The organism is Paraburkholderia sp. A1RI_3L, assembly GCF_048957895.1.
Classification (GTDB): domain Bacteria; phylum Pseudomonadota; class Gammaproteobacteria; order Burkholderiales; family Burkholderiaceae; genus Paraburkholderia; species Paraburkholderia kururiensis.
On record NZ_JARCHA010000004.1, the window covers coordinates 168,627 to 188,074 of the forward strand.

Sequence of the window (19,448 nt, forward strand, 5' to 3'; positions counted from 1 at the left end):
GCCCCGCCTCAGGCACCCGGCACACCGTCTTCCAGCAGCACCGCCACCGGCATGGCCGCCAGCGCATCGCGCAGATAGAGCAGGCCGTCGCCGTTCACCTTCTGCGCAGCCGGGCTCAGCAGATCCATCAGCGTGCGCGACGCGAGCCCCGCGGGCATGTCGACGGCCGTGTCTTCCCACTTCGCCGGCTCCACCAGCGGCAGCCCCGCGCCGCCATCCAGCAGCGGCGCCGCGAGGCGCGTGCAGATCACCACCACATAACCGTTGCCGTGCTGACGCACGAACGCGATGGCGCGCTTCGCATGCGTGCCACGCACCGTGAGCGGCAGATAGACGCCGGTGCCGAGCACCTCCGGCATCTGCGCACGCAATGCGAGCAGCCGCTGCACGACGCCGAGTTTCACGTGTCCGTTGCGCCACGCGTGCAGTTGTTCCGAGGGTGGTGTGGTCGCGAGCGCGGCGGCGCGCGCCGCAAAGTCCACAGGGCGGCGATTGTCGGGGTCGACGAGACTGAAGTCCCACAGTTCGGTGCCCTGATAGAGGTCGGGCACGCCTGGCGACGTGAGTTGCAGCACGGTCTGTTGCAGGCTGTTCACGGCGCCGGCCGGCGCGATGCGTTCCACGAAATCGCACAGCTCGCGCAGGAAGCCGTCGCGCCGCTGGGGCGCAAGGATGTCGAACAGGAAGTCGCGGCAGGCGCGTTCGAAGGCTTCGTCGGGCGCGTACCAACTGGTGCGCTGCTTCGCTTCGCGCAGCGCCTTCAATTGCCACTGCGCCGTGCGCTCGGCGAGTTCGCGAATGCCGTCTTCGTCGTCGGCTGCGAGCCCTGGCGGCCAGCAGCCCACCAGCGTTTGATAGAGCATGGCTTCCGCCGCGGGTCCGGGCACCCAATGCTGCGGATCGGGGACGTTGCCGGCTGTATCGGGCGCCGGGGCCGCAGATACCGCGCCGCTTTCGACAAACCGTCGCAGCGGCGCGTTGACCGTTGACCAGCGGCGCAGCGCAGCGCCCCATTCGGGCGCGAGTTCGCTCAGCACCGCGAGCCGCGCACGCACGTCTTCACCGCGCTTGTGATCGTGCGTGGAGGTGGCCAGCATCGCGTGCGGAAAACGGCGGCGTCGCTCCTGGTTGGCGGCGTGAAACTGCTCGACCGTGATGGAGAAGTCGCCCGCATCCGCGCCCACTTCGTTGCGCGAAAGCAGCCGGCCGTAGCGATAACCCGCTGTGTCTTCGATCGCCTTCGCGGCAAGCGGCGCGGTGAGTTGCGAGAACAACGTGAGCGCGGTGCGCTGCGAGGAGAGCGCATGACTGAGCGTCGCGACCGTGGGGACGGGCGGCGCCGCGGGCCGCGGTTTTTGCTCGACCGCTGGAGCGGGTGACTGGGCCGGCGGTTGCGTCTGCACGTGAGACTGGGACGACCCCGCAGCCGCAGCCGGCCGATGACCGCGCCCATCGCGCCCATCACGCCCATCGCGTCCATCACGCTCCGCTTCCCGCACATTCCCCCCGAGCCACTCGTCCACACGCGCCAGCACCTCGTGGTCGCCACGCGAGAGCATACGTTTCGCCGCTTCGCGCGCTTTCGCGAACCACTCGTTGTCGGCGTTGGTGCGCAGGCCGTTTTGCGGGTAAATGCGATAGACGGGGAAATGCACCGCGAGCGCGGCGACCACGCGGCGAATCGCGGCGAACGTGAAGTCGCGCGTGGTCGGATGGTCGCGTGCGATGCGGTGCAGCGCGCGCGTGGCGCGGTCCAGTTCGGCCGAGAGGTGCTCGGCGAGTATCTGCCGCCGCGCGGCGATGGCCTCGTCGGCGAACGAGGGCGACGCGCCCGTCAGTTCCGCCCAGGTCGCCGCGAGCGGCGCGGCGCCGTCCGGGTCGTGGAGCAGCGAGCCGACGTCGTTCATGAAGTCGTAGCCCGTCGTGCCGTCCACGGGCCAGTCGTCGCGCAGCCGCTCGCCGCGCCCGAGAATCTTCTCCACCACGATGTACGGATGGTTGCCGCGCAGATCGACCAGCCGCTGCCGCAGGCGCTGGCAGTATTCGCGCGGCTCGGCGAGCCCGTCCACGTGGTCGATGCGCACGCCGTCTATCAGCCCCTGTTCGTAGAGCCGGAACACGAGCGCGTGCACGGCTTCGAACACTTCCGGCCGCTCCACGCGCACGGCGGCGAGCGTGCTGATGTCGAAGAAGCGCCGCCAGTTCACTTCGTCAGACGCCGTGCGCCACCACGCGAGCCGGAAATACTGGCGTTCGAGCAATCGATGCAGCCGCTCGCGCGACGCCACCGCCGTGGCCGCGAACGCTTCGAGCGCAGGCTCGAACGCAGCGGCACCGTGTTGCGCCGCGAACGTGCGCAGCGCTTCGCGCCCGGCCGCGGCCCGCGGATGATCGTCGGGCTGCGTGGTGAGTCCATCGAACGCTTGCGCAAGGGCGGTCAGTTCGGCGTTGTCCGTAGCGGCTTGAAGGATCGACGCGTAGTCCACCGGGCAGATGGGACACAGGTTGTCCCCGTACACCGCGTGAAACCGGCCGCTGTCGGCATCGAAGCGCAACGCAATGCGTCCGGCCTCCAGCTCCACGCCGTAGGGCGCGCCCAGACACGGCATCAGCACTTTGCCGCGCAGCGCCGGGTCCGGCGAATGCCAGTCGATGTCGAAGTAACGCGCGTAAGCGCTATGCCGCCCCCACTCGAGCACGTCGAGCCACCACGCGTTGTGGCTGCCGCCAATGCCCATGTGGTTTGGCACGATGTCGATGACGAGCCCCATGCCGCGCTCGCGCAGCTTCGCGACGAGGCGCTTCAGCCCGGCTTCGCCGCCCAGTTCTTCGCTGACCTGGCTGTAGTCCACGGTGTCGTAGCCGTGCAGCGAGCCGGGCCGCGCGGTCGTGATGGGCGACGCGTAGAGGTGGCTCACGCCCAGCGCGGCGAAGTAATCGAGGTGCTTCCCGGCGTCCTCGAAGGTGAAGCCGGAATGGAACTGGAGACGAAGGGTGGCGCGTGGGACAGTCATGATCGGTCAGGGGAGGGCGCCGACGGCGCGGGTGGTGCGGGCGTGGCTGACACGGCTGACGATGCAGGCGTCGCCTCGCGGCTCGCGGCACGGGCGCGGTCGACGGCGAGCAGGCGGTCGGAGAACGTCTCGTCGTCGAACATTTCGTCGACGGGCACGGCGAGGCGCCGGCGCCAGTTCGGATGCTCGTCGATGGAGCCGGGCAGGTTGGGCTGGTCCGCGAGCGCGAGCAGGTCTTCGAGCGGATACGTGACGAGCGGGCAGCGCGTGGCGGCCACGAACGCGAGCGCTTCGTCGAGCGGCGCCTGATCGGCGGGCGGCGCGGGCACGTCCGGGGCGGCGACGCCCGCGTGCTGGAACGCGGACCAGAGTGCGTCGCGGTCCGCCGCGCGTTCCTCGCGCGCGAGTTGCACGGGGTCGCGACCATCGGGCCGCGGCGCGGTTTGTCCGATGCGGTGCCGCCAGTCGATGTCCGTTCCGCTCCACCAGCCGCACACGGTGGGCAGATCGTGCGTCGTGGTGGTGGCTACGCCGTTGGCGTCCCACTGCGCGGGCGACATGAAGCGAGAACCGTCGCGCTCGAACCACAGCACACGGATGCCGGAGAGCCCGCGTTCGGCGAGCCGCTCGCGAAAGCCCGGCGGCACCGTGCCCAGGTCTTCGCCGATCACGACGGCGCGATGCCGCCACGATTCGAGCGCGATGAGCCGCAGCAGATCGCCGAGCGGATAGCGCAGGTAGGCCCCGTTGCGCGCGCTATCGCCCTCGGGCACGAGCCACAGCCTGCGCAGCCCGAGGATATGGTCGATGCGCACGCCGCCCGCGTGAGCGAATGCGGCGCGCAGCATGTCGATGAATGCGCGAAAGCCCTGCGTGCGCATGGCGCGCGGCGAGAACGTGGTGAGCCCCCACGACTGCCCGGCCTGGTTGAAGAGGTCGGGCGGCGCGCCCACGGAGACGCCTTGCAGCATGTCCTCGGGCCACGACCACGCGTGGCTGCCCGCGCTGTCGCATCCCACGGCGAGGTCCGCGATCAGACCGATCGCCATGCCTGCGTCGCGCGCCGCGTGCTGCGCGTGCGAGAGGCCCTTTGCCGCGAGCCATTGCAGGAAGAGATGGAAGTCCACTTCGCTGCGATGCTCGCTCGCGAAGGCGTCCACTTCGGGCGCACGCGGATTGCGCAACGCTTCGGGCCAGTCGCGCCAGTGGTGCGGGCTGCTGCTGCGGTTGCCGCTGCCGTTGCCTTCATGAGCCGCAAGCTGCGCCGCGTGCAGCGCTTCGAACCGCGCGTGATCTTCGAGCGCCCGTCCGCCTTGCGTGCAGAAATCCTCGAATTCGCGGGCGCGCGGCGAACCGTGCGTGCGCTCTTCAGTACAGAACCGCTCGAACAGCGCGCGCAGCACGCGCAGCTTGTTGCGCACCGCGGGCGGCCAGTCGATGAGCGGCAGCGCTTCGAGCGCGGCGCGTTCGTCCGCGGCATGCACCCTGGCGATGGCCGCTTGCGCCGCCTCTGTGCCGAACACCGCGGCGGGGTCGATGTGCGCCACGTTGAGCCACAACCGCGACGACGGCGCGTAAGGGCTGAAGCGCTGCGGCTCAGCGCTGAACATCGCGTGAGTAGGGCTGATGGCGAGCGCCTGCGCGCCGCGCTTCGCGCTCTCTATCGCAAGCGATGCGAGCGCCGTGTAGTCGCCTACGCCGCCATCGTCCGCGCGGCGCAAGCCATAAAGCTGCGCCGCGATGCCCCAGAGCGGCGGCGCGTGCGCGGCCTCGCCGTGCAGCGCGCGCCAGGCGTCGGCCACCGTGTGGCAGCGCTGCGGCGCCACGGCGAGCGTGATGCGTGTGTCGTTGAGCAACAGGCTGTGATACCCCGGCTCGCCGATGGGCGCGAGCAACGGCGCCTCGCCTCGGGGCGCCGTGAACCGTCCGTCGATCACGGCACCGCTTTCCAGTTCGATGCGGTAATGGCTGCCCGACTTCACGCCGGCCACGGGCAGCGCGACGGCGCGGTCGCAGTCCACGGAGATGAGCGGCGGCAGCTTGCGTCCCGCGTTCTCCGCTTCGAGCGCGGCGGCGCTCTGGCGAATCTGCGCGGCGTTCGAGCACGGCAAGCCGATGCGTTCGAGCAGCACCGCCAGCGTCGGCTCGGGCACGCGTTGCGAATGACCATGCGCGTCGGACCATTGCACCTCGAAGCCCGCCGCTTCGGCGAGCTGCGCAATCGTGGTGACGGTGCCGGCCGTACCGTTCGTGCGTCGTGCAGATGTCACGAGTTGGGCTCCCCGGGTTCGGCGCGCCGGGCGTCGTGGCCCAATGCGTATTCGCAGACGTCGCCCGTGAGCCACGCCACGCAGGCATACGCGGGCAACGCGTGGTCGCGCACGTGATCGCGGGCGCGCGGCGGCGTTTCGAAGATCACCTTGCCTGCGGGCAGTTCGGCAAGCGGCACGTCGTCGTCGCCCAGGTTTAGCGCGAGGGTCAGCGTTTCACCGTCGGAGAGGCGCCAGCGTGCGATGACAGCAGGCGCTTCGTTGCCGTCGCGTGCCTTGAGCACGCTGGCGCCCGCGGTCTTCGCATGAGCGAGCCGCGGCGTAATCAGCTTCGCGCGCACCGCGAGCGCCGACTTGTAGAAGTGCATCCATTCGAGCCGCTCGCCGCTTGCATGCGCGACAGGGTCGCCGCGCGGCGGCGACGAGGCCGCGAACGTAGCGGGGTCGTTCGGGTCGGGAATCTGCGCGCGGCGTTCGGGATCGGCGAACGCGGAGAAGCGCGCGAACTCGCGACGCCGGCCTTCGCGCACGGCGCTCGCAAGTTCGCCGGTGTAGTCGGTGAAGAACAGGAACGGCTGCTTCGATCCGTACTCCTCGTCCATGAAGAGCAGCGGAATCTGCGGCGAGAGCAGCATCAGCGCCGTGGCGGCCCGCACGGGGTCGTCCTGGCAGAGCATGCGCAGCCGTTCGCCGAATGCGCGGTTGCCGATCTGATCGTGGTTCTGCAAAAACATCACGAACGCCGTGGGCCGCAGGTGGCCGCTCGGCTCGCCGCGCGGGGCGCCGTCGTGCGCGGGCGAGGGGTCGCCCTGATACGCGAAGCCTTCGCCCAGCACGCGCGCGAGCTTGCGCGCCGGGGCCTCGGCATACGACTGGTAGTAGCCCTCCGTCTCGCCCGTCAGCATGACGTGCAGCACGTTGTGCGCGTCGTCGTTCCACTGGGCGTTGAAGTGCGATTCGAGCAGGCTCGCATGATTGCGCTCGTTTTCCAGCACGAGATGCACGTGGCGGCCGGGCTCCACGCGCGCGTGAACGTGATCGGCGAGCTCGCGCAGCCACTCGTCGTTATCGATGGCGTGCACGGCGTCGATGCGCAGTCCGTCGAAGCGGTATTCGTTGAGCCAGTAGAGCGCGTTCTCGCAGAAGAAATCGCGCACCTCCATGCGGTCGAAGTCGATGGCCTGGCCCCACGGCGTGTGCGAGCCGTCCTTGAAGAACGGCTTGGCGTATTGCTGGAGGTAATTGCCGTCCGGACCGAAGTGGTTGTAGACCACGTCGAGAAACACCATGAGGCCCAAGCCATGCGCCGCGTCGATGAGCGCCTTGAGGTCCTCCGGCCGACCGTAGGCCGAATCGGGCGCGTAGGGCAGCACGCCGTCGTAGCCCCAGTTGCGCGCGCCGGGGAATTCGTTGAGCGGCATGAGTTCGATGGCGGTCACGCCCACTTCCGCGAGCGCCGCGAGCCGCTTCGTCACGCCCGCGTAACCGCCCAGCGTGCCCACGTGCAGTTCGTAAAGCACCGTCTCTTCCCAGGGCCTGCCTTGCCAGTGTGCGTGCTGCCAGTGGTATGCGCGCGGGTCGATTACTTCGCTCGGGCCATGCACGTCCTGCGGCTGGAAGCGCGAGGCCGGGTCGGGTATCGCCAGCTCGCCGTTGATGCGGTAGCGATACAGCGTGCCTGCCCCGCACGCCGTTTCGGCTTCGAACCAGCCGTTGCCGGCCGGCTGCATATCGACCAGCGCAGCATCACCGCTGCCATTGCAGCCGCCTTCCAACTGCAACTGCACCGACTCGCACGACGGCGCCCACAGACGAAAGCGCGTGTGCGGCTTGTCGCTGCCGGCGCCCACGAGCTGCGCGCCGAGCGGCAGGCAATGCGCGTAGCGGCGCGTGTTGGGATCCATCGCAGATTCGGACATGATTCATCCCATCGTGTGTTTGCTGCGAGGCGCCTACGCCTCGTGCGGCGGTTCGTTGCGGTGGCTGATGGGCGGCGGCGCGCGACCGTCGTCTGTGTCGTCGGGCGAGAGCGTGCCGGGGTCGGGCGGCAGGGCGGTGAGCAATCGTTCGCCATGCTGGGCACCCGGCATCCAGCCTGTCTGCCAGTCCGCGTCGCCTGATGGCCGCGCGCCCAGCACGACCATCGTGTGCGCGGCCACCTTGAGTTCCGTCGCGCCGAGCGGCCGCTCCGGCGCCTCGGGTTCCGCCGTATCCAGCAGCACGTGCCATTCCAGATGCGGCGGGGGCGGCGTGAACGTGAGCGCGTCGCCCGATGCGTTGAGCATCATGAGCAGCACTTCCGTTTCGCCGTCCAGTGCCTGGCCCGCGCGGCGCAGCGTGAACGCGCGCCCTTCGGGGTCCTGCCAGGCTTCGATCGAAAGCGGGTCGCCGCGTTCGTCGAACCAGCCGATGTCGTAGACGCCCGGCAGCACTTCGCGGTCGCCGAACAGAAAACGCGTTTCGCGCAGCAGCGGGTGGTTCTTGCGCAGCGCAACGGCGCGCGCGACGAACACCGTCATCTTGCGTCCTTCGTCGGAGGCGGCAAGCGACCAGTTGTACCACGACAGCGCGTTGTCCTGACAGTACGCGTTGTTGTTCCCTTGCTGCGTTCGGCATGCTTCGTCACCGCAGAGCAGCATCGGCGTGCCGAGCGCGATCAGCAGCGTCGCGAGCATGGATCGCGACACGCGTTCGCGCGTTTCGCGCACCGCGGGGTCGTCGGTGGCGCCTTCGGCGCCCCAGTTCGCGCTCCAGTTTTCGTTGTGGCCGTCGTTGTTGCCTTCGCCGTTCGCCTCGTTGTGCTTGTGCGTGTAGGAAACCAGGTCCGTCAGCGTGAAGCCGTCGTGCGAGGTGACGAAGTTGACCGACGACCACGGCTTGCGAAAGCGCCGGTTGAAGAAGTCCGCGGAGCCCGTCAGCCGCGCGGCGAGATCGGGCCGCTGGCCGGGGTCGCCGCGCCAGTAGCGCCGCACGCTGTCGCGAAAGCGGTCGTTCCATTCCCCGAAGCCAGGCGGCAGATTACCGAGCTGATAGCCGCCGGGACCGATGTCCCACGGCTCCGAGATGAGCTTGCATTGCGAGAGCACCGGGTCCTGGCGCAGCACGTCGAAGAAGCCGGAGCCCGGGTCGAAGCCCGTGGACTCGCGGCCCAGCGTCACGCCCAGATCGAAGCGGAAGCCGTCCACGTTGTACGAGGTAGCCCAGTAGCGCAGCGAATCCATCACCATCTGCAACACGCGCGGATGCGAGAGATTGAGCGTGTTGCCGCAGCCCGTGTCGTTGATATGGTGCCGTTCGTCGCCGGGAATGAGCCGGTAGTAGCTCGCGTTGTCGAGCCCGCGCCAGCACACCGTGGGCCCCAGCTCGTTGCCTTCGCAGGTGTGGTTGTAGACCACGTCGAGAATGACCTCGATACCGGCCGCATGCAGTTGCCGGATCGCGATGCGCATTTCGTCGGGATGATGCGTGGAGAGATAGCCGGGCTCCGGCGCGAAGAACGCCGCGGTGTTGTAGCCCCAGTAGTTGTGCAGGCCGCGCGCCACGAGAAAGCGGTCGTGCAGGAACGCATGCACGGGCATCAACTCCACGGCGGTCACGCCCAGCTTTTGCAGATGCTCGATCACGCCCGGCGCCGTCAGGCCCGCGAAGGTGCCGCGCTCGTGAGGACGCAAATCTTCGCGCTGCATGGTGAGGCCGCGCAGGTGCGTCTCGAGGATCACGCTGCTGCCCCACGGCACGTTGGGACGCGCGTCGTGCGACCAGTCGAAGGTGCTGTCGTCCACCACGCATTTGGGCATGGCAGGCGCGGAGTCGCGGCGGTCGACGGAAAGGTCCAGCCGGTTCGAATGCACGCGATAGCTGAAGAGCGCGTCAGACCAGCGGAACTGGCCGACGAGGCGCCGCGCATACGGGTCCAGCAGCAGCTTGTGCGGATTGAAGCGGTGGCCGTGCTGCGGCTGATACGGACCATGCGCGCGAAACCCATACACGGTGCCCGGATGCGCGCCGGGCAAATAGCCGTGCCACACCTCGTCCGTGCATTCGGGCAGCGTGTAGCGCGAGATTTCCTTGCGGCCCGTGGGATCGAACAGGCACAGCTCGATGCGCCACGCGTTCGCCGAGAAGACCGCGAAGTTGGTGCCGAGTCCGTCCCAGGTGGCTCCGAGCGGGTAAGGCGCACCCGGCTGAAGCCGGTCCGGCAGGATGTTCGACATGAACCCGATTTCCTCTTGTCAGTTGTTCAGTTGTTCAGTGGGCGACGCTTCGGTGTAGCGCGTGCGTCGCTTGTGTCTTGCCTGTTCTGTGTTCAGAAAAGCCCGCCTTCACGGCTGTGCGCGCAACACGATGGTGGCGAGCGGCGGCAGAACGAGCGCGGCGGACTGCGGCTTGCCGTGGCTCGCAATGTCCTGCGTGACCACGAGCCCGGCATTGCCCATGTTCGATCCGCCGTACAGGGCCGCGTCGGTGTTGAGCACTTCGGCCCAGTGGCCCGCGCGCGGCAGGCCCACGCGGTAGCCCTCGCGCGGCACCGGCGTGAAGTTGCAGACGGTCACGATCTCGCGGCCCGCGCCGTCCACGCGGCGCCAGGCGAACACGCTGTTTGCCGTGTCGTCGCCGATGATCCATTCGAAGCCGCCCGGGTCGCTATCCAGTGCGTAGAGCGCCGGCTCGTCGTGGTAAAGGTGGTTGAGGTCGCGCACGAGCTTCTGCACGCCGCGATGCAGCGGGTCGTCGAGCAGATGCCAGTGCGGCGAGCCGTCGTGATCGAACTCGGCCATCTGCGCGAACTCGCCGCCCATGAAGAGCAGCTTCTTGCCGGGATGCGTCCACATGAAACCGAAATACGCGCGCAGATTCGCGAAGCGCTGCCAGCGGTCGCCCGGCATCTTGCCGAGCAGCGACCCTTTGCCGTGCACCACCTCGTCGTGCGAAAGCGGCAGCACGAAGCGCTCCGAATACGCGTAGACCATGCCGAAGGTCATGTTGTGATGGTGGTAGCGCCGGTACACCGGGTCTTCGTGCATGTAGTGGAGCGTGTCGTGCATCCAGCCCATGTTCCATTTGAAGTCGAAGCCGAGCCCGCCGTCTTCGATGCGCGACGTGACGCCCGGCCACGCCGTGGATTCCTCCGCCACCGTAATTGCGCCGGGCGCGCCCGGCACGTAGCGCACCTCGTGGTTGAGCCGCTTGAGAAACGCGATGGACTCCAGGTTCTCGCGCCCGCCATAAATGTTCGGCACCCACTGGTCCGCTGCACGCGAGTAGTCGCGATAGAGCATGGACGCCACCGCGTCCACGCGCAGCCCGTCCACGTGATAGCGCTTGAGCCACGCGAGCGCCGACGCCACCAGGTGCGCACTGACCTCGTTGCGGCCGAGGTTGTAGATCATCGTGTTCCAGTCCTGGTGATAGCCCTCGCGCGGATCGGCGTGCTCGTAGAGCGGCGTGCCGTCGAACGAGACGAGGCCGTGCGGGTCGTTCGGAAAATGCGCGGGCACCCAGTCGAGAATCACGCCGAGCCCTTCTTCGTGAGCGCGATTCACGAAGGCCGCGAACTGCTCCGGCGAGCCGAACCGCGCGGAAGGCGCGAACTGCGAAAGCGGCTGATAGCCCCAGGACCCGCCGAACGGATGCTCGGCAACGGGCAGGAATTCGATGTGCGTGAAGCCCATGCTTTTCGCGTACGGAATGAGCCGCTCCGCAAGCTCGGGCCACGTGAGCCCGCGCCGGTCTTCCTCGTTCACGCGCAGCCACGATTCGGGATGGACCTCGTAGATGGTCAACGGCTGCTGCGCGTTCTGCCGCGCGCCGCGCGACTGCATCCATTCATGATCGGTCCAGGCAAAGCCGTCGATCTCGTCCACCTTCGCCACCACCGAACCCGTGGCGGGCGGCCGCTCGGTCTGCATCGCGCATGGGTCGGCCTTGAGCGGCAGCGGATAGCCTTCGCGCGAGAGCAGCTCGTACTTGTAGCGCGCACCGGCCGCGACGCGCGGCACGAACAGTTCCCAGACGCCCGCGTTGTGCCGCAGCCGCATGGGGTGGCGGCGCCCGTCCCACGAGTTGAAGTCGCCCACCACGGAAACGCGCCGCGCGTTCGGCGCCCACACCGCGAAGCGCACGCCCGGCACGCCGTCGATTTCCATGGGACGCGCGCCCAGGCATTCGAGCACCGCATACGGGTCGCCGTGTGCGAGCCGCTGCAAGGGTTCGTCGCCGAGTATCGGGCCGAACGAGTACGTGTCTTCGATTTCCTGCTCGACGCCGTGCCAGTCGATACGTAGCCGGTACGGCACGGCTTCTTCCACGAAGCCTGCGAAGAGGCCATTCGGATGAAGCGGCGCGAGTTCGCCGATCACGCGGCCATCGGCGCGCGCAATCACGGTGACGCGCGCCGCGTTGGGCAGCATCGCGCGTACGGCGGGACCGTTGTCGGTCCAGTGCATGCCGAGTTGCGAGAACGGATCGGGATGGCGGGCATCGACAATCGCTTCGACGTCTACCGCGTGCAGGCCGGCAGAGGGATCGCGTTCACTCATGATCGCCTCCGCTGGGCGTGGCCGGCGTGGCCTCGCCCGAAGCGCCCGAAGCCGCCGAGGCGCCCGTATCGCCTAGCACGCGGCTCGCAATGGCGGCGAGCCCGCGTACCGGCAGGCCGATCCAGGTGGGACGGTTGGCCGCCTCGTAGCGAATCTCGTAGGCCGCCTTGCCGATCAGGAACAGGTCCAGCAGCGGCTGCTCGTGCGCTGCGGAAACGAGCGGAATGCGCGATTCCGCCACTGCCGCGCGATAGTGGCTGAGGAAGCTCTCCATGGCGTAGCCGCGGAATCGTTCGAAGAGCGCACGCTTGCGGTCGGCAGTCTGTTGCGGCGCGCTTTCCGTAGTGGGTTGCGCCGCTGCGCTCGCATACGAGAACGAGCGCAACAGCCCCGCCACGTCGCGCAGCGGACTCGATTTGTCGCGCCGTTCTTCGAGCGGGCGCGCCGGCTCGCCCTCGAAGTCGATCAGCCAGGCATCGCCCTGGGCCACCAGCACCTGGCCCAGGTGGAAGTCGCCGTGAATGCGCGTGCGCCACGCCACGGCGTCGAGCGGCACCAGGTTGGCGACGGCCTCGGTGAGTGCCGCGCGGCGGTCCATGAGGCTTTGCGCGATTTCGCGCGTGTCGGGCGAAAGCGTGCCGTTCGGGCCGAGTTGCTGGGCGAGCACGTCGAGCGCGCCCGCCAGCATGGTCTGCGTGTCTTCTATCCACGCCGCGATGTGTTCGGGCTTCGCGGGCTCGGGCGCGAAGGCGGGGTCGTCGGTGGGCGAGGCCAGCGCGACGTGCAACTCGCCCAGACGCTTGCCGATGGCGCCCGCAAACGCGCGGTAGCCTTCGATCGCTTCGTCCTGGGTGCCCGTAATGGGCTCGCCGTCGCTGCCGTTGGCTGCGGCGAGCGCGAGTTCGTCGATGGTGCGGCGCAGGTAGTCGAGCGCCCAGTTCCACGCGTCGCCCTGGTTGTCGATATAGCCCTGCAGGATGGCGAGCGTATGCGGCACGCCCTGCGGGTCCACGCGCACTACCTCGCCATAGAGCGGCGGCGTGTTCGCGTAGCCCACGTGCGTGAGGTAGCGGCTCATCTCCGCTTCGGGGTGCACGCCCGGCATCAGGCGCCGCACGAGTTTGAGCACGGCGGTGTCCGCAATCACGAGCGAGCTGTTGCTTTGCTCCGCGGCGAGCCAGCGCACCTCGGGCATCTCGCCCAGCGCGTCGAGCTCGCTGAAGCGCTCGCTCGGAACGAAGCGGATTTCGCTCTTCTGCACCGTGGGCACGACCGCGTGCTGGCGCAGTTTGCGCAGCACGCCGTGCGCGAAGAGCGGCAGCGCGAACGCGTCCGTGAGATGGCCGATGGTCCGCCCGCGGCGCACGCGCGCGAGCGCCAACTGGATGTGCAGCGGCGTGGTGGTGTCCATGCCCCAGGTGATGGCGATGGGCAGCACGTAGCGCTCGGTGTGGTCGCCGAGGTCCGCTTCGATCTCCGTGAACGCGAAGCCGCCTTCGGGAATCGTGGTGAGCGCGGCGAGGCGCACGCCGCGCAGCTTCTGGTCTTTCGACGCGAACCAGCGGCGCCGCGAGAGCCACGACGGCAGCACTTCGGATTCGAGCAGCCGGATGTTTTCGGGCGTCGCGCCGGTCTGACCTTCGCGAATCACCACGGTGACGAATTCGGGCAGCTGTTCCGACATGGGCTGGCTCCACGCGGGCCGCTGGTCGCCCGTGCAGAGCTGGAACCACAGGAAGCCGTAGGGCGGGAAGGTCAGCAGATACGGCAACTGACCGATGGCCGGAAACACCGAATCGGCGGTCATTTCGACGGGCACCATGCCGGAGAACTCGGAGAGGTCGAGTTCCACGGCCTGCGGTGCACGCGAAAGGTTGGCCACGCACAGGATGGGCGGCTCGCCCGGCATCTCGCGCAGGTACGCGAGGATCTTGCGGTTGTTCGGGCGCAGAAAGCGCAGCGTGCCGCGCCCGAACGCCTGCTTCGCGCGGCGCGTGGCGAGCATGCGGCGCGTCCAGTTGAGCAGCGAATGCGGGTCGCGGCTCTGTGCTTCCACGTTCACGGCGTCGAAGCCGTAGAGCGAGCCCATTACGGGCGGCAGTACCAGTTGTTCCGGGTCGGCACGCGAGAATCCGCCGTTGCGGTCCGACGACCATTGCATCGGCGTGCGCACGCCGTCGCGGTCGCCCAGGTGGATGTTGTCGCCCATGCCCAGTTCGTCGCCGTAGTAGATGACGGGCGTGCCGGGCATGGAAAACAGCAGCGAATTGATGAGTTCGATGCGGCGGCGGTCGCGCTCCATGAGCGGCGCAAGCCGCCTGCGAATGCCGAGGTTCAGGCGCGCGCGGCGGTCGCTCGCGTAGGTGTTCCAGAGATAGTCGCGCTCGGAGTCGGTGACCATCTCCAGCGTGAGTTCGTCGTGATTGCGCAGGAAAATGGCCCACTGGCAGGTGGGCAGCAGATCCGGCGTCTGCTTCATGATGTCGATGATCGGGAAGCGGTCTTCGCTCGCAATCGCCATGTAGATGCGCGGCATGAGCGGGAAGTGGAATGCCATGTGGCATTCGTCTTCGTTGCCGAAATACTCCTGCACGTCTTCGGGCCACTGGTTTGCCTCGGCGAGCAGCATGCGGTTGGGGTATTCGGCGTCGATGGTCGCGCGAATCTTCTTCAGGATGGCATGCGTTTCCGGCAGGTTCTCGTTGGTGGTGCCTTCGCGTTCCACGAGATACGGCACGGCGTCGAGCCGTAGCCCGTCGATACCCATGTCGAGCCAGAAGCGCATGATCTGCAGCACTTCGCGCATCACGGCCGGATTGTCGAAATTGAGGTCGGGCTGATGCGAGTAGAAGCGGTGCCAGTAGTAGGCGCCGGCCACCGGGTCGTGGGTCCAGTTGGAGGGCTCGGTGTCGATGAAGATGATGCGCGTGCCGGCGTACTTCGTATCGTTGTCGGACCACACGTAGTAGTTGCGATGATTCGAGCCGGGCCGCGCGCGGCGCGCGCGCTGGAACCACGGATGCTGGTCCGAGGTGTGATTGATGACCAGTTCCGTAATGACGCGAATGCCGCGCGCGTGCGCCTCCTGGATGAAGCGGCGCACGTCCGAGAGATGCCCGTAGTCCGGGTGCACGTTGCGATAATCGGCGATGTCGTAGCCGTCGTCGCGGCGCGGCGACGGGTAGAACGGCAGCAGCCAGATCGCGGTGACGCCCAGCCCCGCGATGTAGTCGAGCTTCGCGAGCAGCCCCGGGAAGTCGCCCACGCCGTCGTTGTTCGAATCGAAGAACGACTTCACGTGCACCTGGTAGATCACCGCGTCCTTGTACCAGAGCGGGTCGTTGGAAAGCTGCGAGGGGTGGCCGCGACGCGCCTTGCTTGCGCCGGCTTGCCGCGCTTCTGCCGCCACGGACTGCGGTTGCGTTTCGACGGCGCCGGCGGCGCGGACCTGCAACGTACCCGCAGGAGTGTCGTCACGTTTCATGTCGCACCTTCGTTCGGGAAATTCGGGCTGAGTTCGGGGTGGCGGGTGAGGTCGGCGGCTTCTGGTTCGACCGGTTCGATGCGCGGCAAACCTTGCGCCGGCTCGATGCGCCAGATCGCAAAGGGCCGCCTGCCGGGATCGAGCCTCACGTGCTGCCAGCGCCCGTGCCATTCGAAGTGCTCGCCGCTCGTTTCCTCCACCACCTTCAAGCGGGCGTGATCGTCCAGATGCCAGTGGTGGAACGTCTGCCACGAGAGTTCGAAATCGGCGCCCTGCTCGTTGAACGGGTCGAGGTTGATCGCGACGACGATCACGTTGTCGCGTGCCTCGGTGGCCTTCTCGAAACACAGAATGTGCTCGTTGTGCGCGGGCAGGAACGTGATGCCCAGGTGCGTGTGCAGCGCCGGATTGGCGCGGCGCACACGGTTGAGCGCGGCGATCTCGGCCACGATGTTGCCGGGCCGGTTCCAGTCCCACGCGCGCAGCTGGTACTTCTCGGAATCCAGATATTCCTCGCTGTTGGGCAGCGCGCGCGCCTCGCAGAGTTCGAAGCCGCTGTACACGCCCCACAGGCCCGAGAGCGTGGCGGCCAGCGCCGCGCGAATCAGGAAGCCCGAGCGCCCCGACGACTGCAAATGCCGTGGGTTGATGTCCGGCGTGTTGACGAAGAAGTTCGGCCGGAAGAATTCGCGCACTTCGGTCTGCGTGAGTTCGGTGAGGTATTCGGTGAAGTCGCGCTTCGACTCGCGCCATGTGAAGTACGTGTACGACTGCGAGAAACCGATCTTCGCGAGCCGGTACATCAAGCGCGGGCGCGTGAATGCTTCGGAGAGAAAGAGCACGTCGGGGTGACGCGCGCGCACGTCGCCGATCATCCATTCCCAGAACGGCAGCGGCTTCGTGTGCGGATTGTCCACGCGGAAGATACGCACGCCCGCGTCGATCCAGAACAGGATCACGTCGCGCAGCGCGAGCCACAGGTCGGGCTTCGCGTCGTGCGCGTAGAAGTCCGGATTCACGATGTCCTGATACTTCTTCGGCGGATTTTCCGCGTAGCGCAGCGTGCCGTCCGGGCGCCACGCGAACCACGTGGGATGTTCCCCGAGCCACGGGTGATCCGGCGAGCACTGAATCGCGAAATCCAGCGCGATTTCGAGGCCGTGCGCGTGCGCGGCGGCCAGCATGCGACGAAAGTCGTCGAGCGTGCCCAACTGCGGATGCACGGCGGTGTGGCCGCCTTCCGCTGCGCCGATCGCGTAAGGGCTGCCTACGTCGCCGGGCTCTGCGTTAAGCGTGTTGTTGCGGCCCTTGCGGTTGGCAAGGCCAATGGGATGAATGGGCGGGAAGTACAGCACGTCGAAGCCCATGTCGCGAATGCGCGGCAGCTTGGCGATGACGTCGTCGAAGGTGCCGTGGCGCGATTCGTCGTCGCTCATGGAGCGCGGGAAGATCTCGTACCAACTGGCAAAGCGGGCTTCGGCGCGTTCGGCGTCGATGCGATAGACGAGCGGATCGCGCGAGAGGAACGGCCGGTGGCGCGCCGCCGCAACGGCCGCTGCTGTGACGGGCGCGAGCAGCAGGTCGCGGCGGTCGTCGCCGTGCGCCTTCGCGTAGTGCTTGACGATGCGTTCGAGTGCGGCGGTGTCCGCGCCTTCGGCAGTCTCCGCTTCGGCCAGCACGAGTGCGAGCAGATGCGCGCCTTCCTGCAGTTCGAGATCGATGGACTGGCCCGCGTTCAGCTTCTTCTGCACATGGTCGACGAGCGAGGCGAAGTCGTCGCGCCACGCGATCACGGTGAATTCGTGACGGCCTACGCGTTCAAGCGGAATGCGGGCGGTCCAGAGGTCGGTGCCCGCGGGCTGCGTGGCGGTCATGGGCGCTTCGTGCCAGGCGGTTTCGTCGGCGGCGCGCCAGATCACGGCGGCGGCGATGCGGTCGTGACCTTCCGCGAAGATCGCGGCCTTCACCTCGACGCGTTCGCCCACCACGCGCTTCGCGACGAAGCGGCCGTGATCCACGGCGGGCGACACGCTTTCGATGGCGATGCGCGGCGCGGCGATGGCATCGAGCACGGTCTTGTGGCCGCTCTTGCGATCCTTCGGCTTGTCGAGCGGCGGTGCGAGATTCACGGGCGGGTCGGCCACCGCGGCGAACAACCGGCATGCGCCGGCCGCGAGCGTGAATGCGGCGAGCGGCTGCGGCATGGGGGTGGTGTTGGCCTGGTGGGGCGCTTCGACGTTGGCCCTGGTCTTCGTCGACACCTGCGCGGTGCTCGCGACGTTGGTACCTGAGATCTTTGTCTTCGACGCTTTGCTCGTTGCCGCGGCTTTGTTTGCGGCCTCTTTGTTCGGCATTGCTGTGTGCGTGGGCGGCGCGTCGGTGGCGGACTGCGATTGCCGTTGCGACTGCGATGCGCGTGTCGATTGTTCGGGCACGGCCGTTGTATCGGTATCGGCGTCGGTGGCGGGCTGCTGGCCTGCGAATGCGCCACGCGCCGACGCCACGGCGTCGAGCGAAAGAAACCGCGTGAAGGCGCCGGGCACACCATCCAGAAAGCGCGCGGGATCGGCGTGGACCGGCGCGGCCAGCTCGGGATTCACCACGATCAGCACCGCTTCCTGCGCGTCTCGCAAGTCGGCGTGGTCGCCGCGCAGTAACGCCGCGACCGGTGCACCTGGGCTGCTCAACAGGCGTAGCTCGCCGCTTGTATCCAGCGCCAGGGTGTCGCGCTGCAAGGCGTTGGCGTGCGTCACGTGCGTGGAGAGGTCGAACGGTGCGTTCGTGCACGCGTGTGCGAAGTGGCCGGCGCTGCCGCGTGTGAACGCGATGGGCTCGGCGACGCCGTACTCGAAGCCCATCGGCATGAGCCAGCCCGTGCCAACCGATGCGGCCGTGTACAGCGCGCGGCGATACGCGCGCTCGACGATGCTCGCGTCTGCGGCATCCGCGAAGTCGTTGCGCAGGCGCGTGCCGTACGGTGCTTCGGGAAACGCAATGGGCGCGGCGACGCGGCGCAGCGCGGCGTGTTCTTCGGTGAGCCAGCTCGAACGATAGTCCCACCAGCGCAGCGACGAAAACACGCTGTCGAAACCCACGCCTTCCAGCGCGGCCACGTCATGACGCGCAAGCCCTGGTGTGGCCGCGAGAAAACGCATGGACGGCACGCGCGCACGCGCTTGCCGGATCAGACGCCGCCACACCGCAGCCGGCACGCAATGCGGCGAGTCGAAACGAAAACCGCCCACGCCCGCTTCGCCCAGCGCGATCCACTGCTGCGTCCACCAGTCCACGAGCGGGCCTTCGCCGCTTGCCGTGCTCGCGCTGAAATTCGCGTAGGCAACGTTGTCGCCGCGATGACCGTGACGCGGGTCGAGCCGCGCTTCCTCGGCCTCGAATGGATGAAACCAGTCGGCGTGAGCGGCGAACAACGCGCCGTCTGCGGCCACGCGATCGATCGCGAGATCGGCGAGCAGCGTGAGGCCGTGTTCGCTTGCGGCATCGGCGAGTTCGCGCAGTGCTTCCGTGGCGGGCTGCACCGTGTCGAAAACGGGATGAAGGCGCGCGTGATCGCCGACGATCAGCGCATGTCCGGCCCGGCCTGGCTGGAACAATCCGCCGATCAGGACGTGGTCGAACCCGAGCGCGGCGGCATGGGCGAACTGGGCAGGCCACGCTTCGAATGGCCCGACAAGAACGGAGTGAGCGAAGTAGATACGCGGCGCATAGGCGTGGGGAAATTCCATTGGTCGTATCCCAGTTTCTTCGTGCGGTGTGGATGCACAGCGTGCGATCACAACGCCTGTTGGGCTTCCAGGGAGGCGAGCCCGCGCACTGCCCGGGGGCCGTGCGCGTACTCGTCAAATGTAGTCCATACAACGGCGTGTCGCCGGGGCATTTCCGACCGTATTTGCGGCTGCCGGCGTGCTCCTTCGGCAGCGTTGAGACAGCAAGGGACGTGCCAAAGCATTCGCGCGCAGAGGCACGGGAGCCACGCACGAGCGAGTGGCCTTCGCCGTGCAAGGGGCGTCAAAGGCCGGGATGGAATGGATGGGAGCGGAAAGAAGGCGCGTGAGCGAACGTCGCGCGGTAAAACTGGCGCAGCCAGGGCGCGTTTTACACGGGCCGCCGGCCCACGCCGGTG

General features: G+C 67.8%; 7 protein-coding genes. All 7 read right to left on the bottom strand.

What is annotated here, in order from left to right; translation table 11 throughout:
* Positions 1 to 8: 8 nt before the first annotated feature.
* Entirely contained in the window at positions 9 to 3,014 is a 3,006-nt protein-coding gene (gene treY / locus PXJ20_RS13595) for a malto-oligosyltrehalose synthase (protein ID WP_421031437.1), read from the bottom strand.
* The gene (gene malQ / locus PXJ20_RS13600; protein ID WP_421031436.1) at positions 3,011 to 5,284 is read right to left on the bottom strand and encodes a 4-alpha-glucanotransferase; all 2,274 of its coding nucleotides are present in this window, start codon (positions 5,282 to 5,284) and stop codon (positions 3,011 to 3,013) included. Before malQ ends, treY begins: the two co-directional genes overlap by 4 nt.
* A complete protein-coding gene (gene treZ, locus PXJ20_RS13605) occupies positions 5,281 to 7,203 on the bottom strand; it encodes a malto-oligosyltrehalose trehalohydrolase (protein ID WP_421031435.1) in 1,923 nt (640 codons plus the stop codon). The genes malQ and treZ overlap by 4 nt, the downstream gene beginning before the upstream one ends.
* A gap of 33 nt (positions 7,204 to 7,236) precedes the next feature.
* Entirely contained in the window at positions 7,237 to 9,498 is a 2,262-nt protein-coding gene (gene glgX, locus PXJ20_RS13610) for a glycogen debranching protein GlgX (RefSeq protein ID WP_421031434.1), read from the bottom strand.
* Between the two features lie 108 nt (positions 9,499 to 9,606).
* The gene (gene glgB, locus PXJ20_RS13615) at positions 9,607 to 11,823 is read right to left on the bottom strand and encodes a 1,4-alpha-glucan branching protein GlgB (protein WP_421031433.1); all 2,217 of its coding nucleotides are present in this window, start codon (positions 11,821 to 11,823) and stop codon (positions 9,607 to 9,609) included.
* The gene (treS, locus tag PXJ20_RS13620) at positions 11,816 to 15,307 is read right to left on the bottom strand and encodes a maltose alpha-D-glucosyltransferase (RefSeq protein WP_421031432.1); all 3,492 of its coding nucleotides are present in this window, start codon (positions 15,305 to 15,307) and stop codon (positions 11,816 to 11,818) included. Before treS ends, glgB begins: the two co-directional genes overlap by 8 nt.
* Positions 15,304 to 19,050: a maltotransferase domain-containing protein gene (locus tag PXJ20_RS13625; RefSeq protein ID WP_421031431.1), complete on the bottom strand. Its 3,747-nt coding sequence runs from the start codon at positions 19,048 to 19,050 to the stop codon at positions 15,304 to 15,306. Before PXJ20_RS13625 ends, treS begins: the two co-directional genes overlap by 4 nt.
* Positions 19,051 to 19,448: the final 398 nt, after the last annotated feature.

Excerpts from the sequence above, each read along its gene's own strand:
- glgX (WP_421031434.1), bottom strand. The coding sequence starts at position 9,498 with ATGTCGAACATCCTGCCGGACCGGCTTCAGCCGGGTGCGCCTTACCCG.
- PXJ20_RS13625 (WP_421031431.1), bottom strand. The coding sequence starts at position 19,050 with ATGGAATTTCCCCACGCCTATGCGCCGCGTATCTACTTCGCTCACTCC.
- treY (WP_421031437.1), bottom strand. The coding sequence starts at position 3,014 with ATGACTGTCCCACGCGCCACCCTTCGTCTCCAGTTCCATTCCGGCTTC.
- treS (WP_421031432.1), bottom strand. The coding sequence starts at position 15,307 with ATGAAACGTGACGACACTCCTGCGGGTACGTTGCAGGTCCGCGCCGCC.
- treZ (WP_421031435.1), bottom strand. The coding sequence starts at position 7,203 with ATGTCCGAATCTGCGATGGATCCCAACACGCGCCGCTACGCGCATTGC.
- glgB (WP_421031433.1), bottom strand. The coding sequence starts at position 11,823 with ATGAGTGAACGCGATCCCTCTGCCGGCCTGCACGCGGTAGACGTCGAA.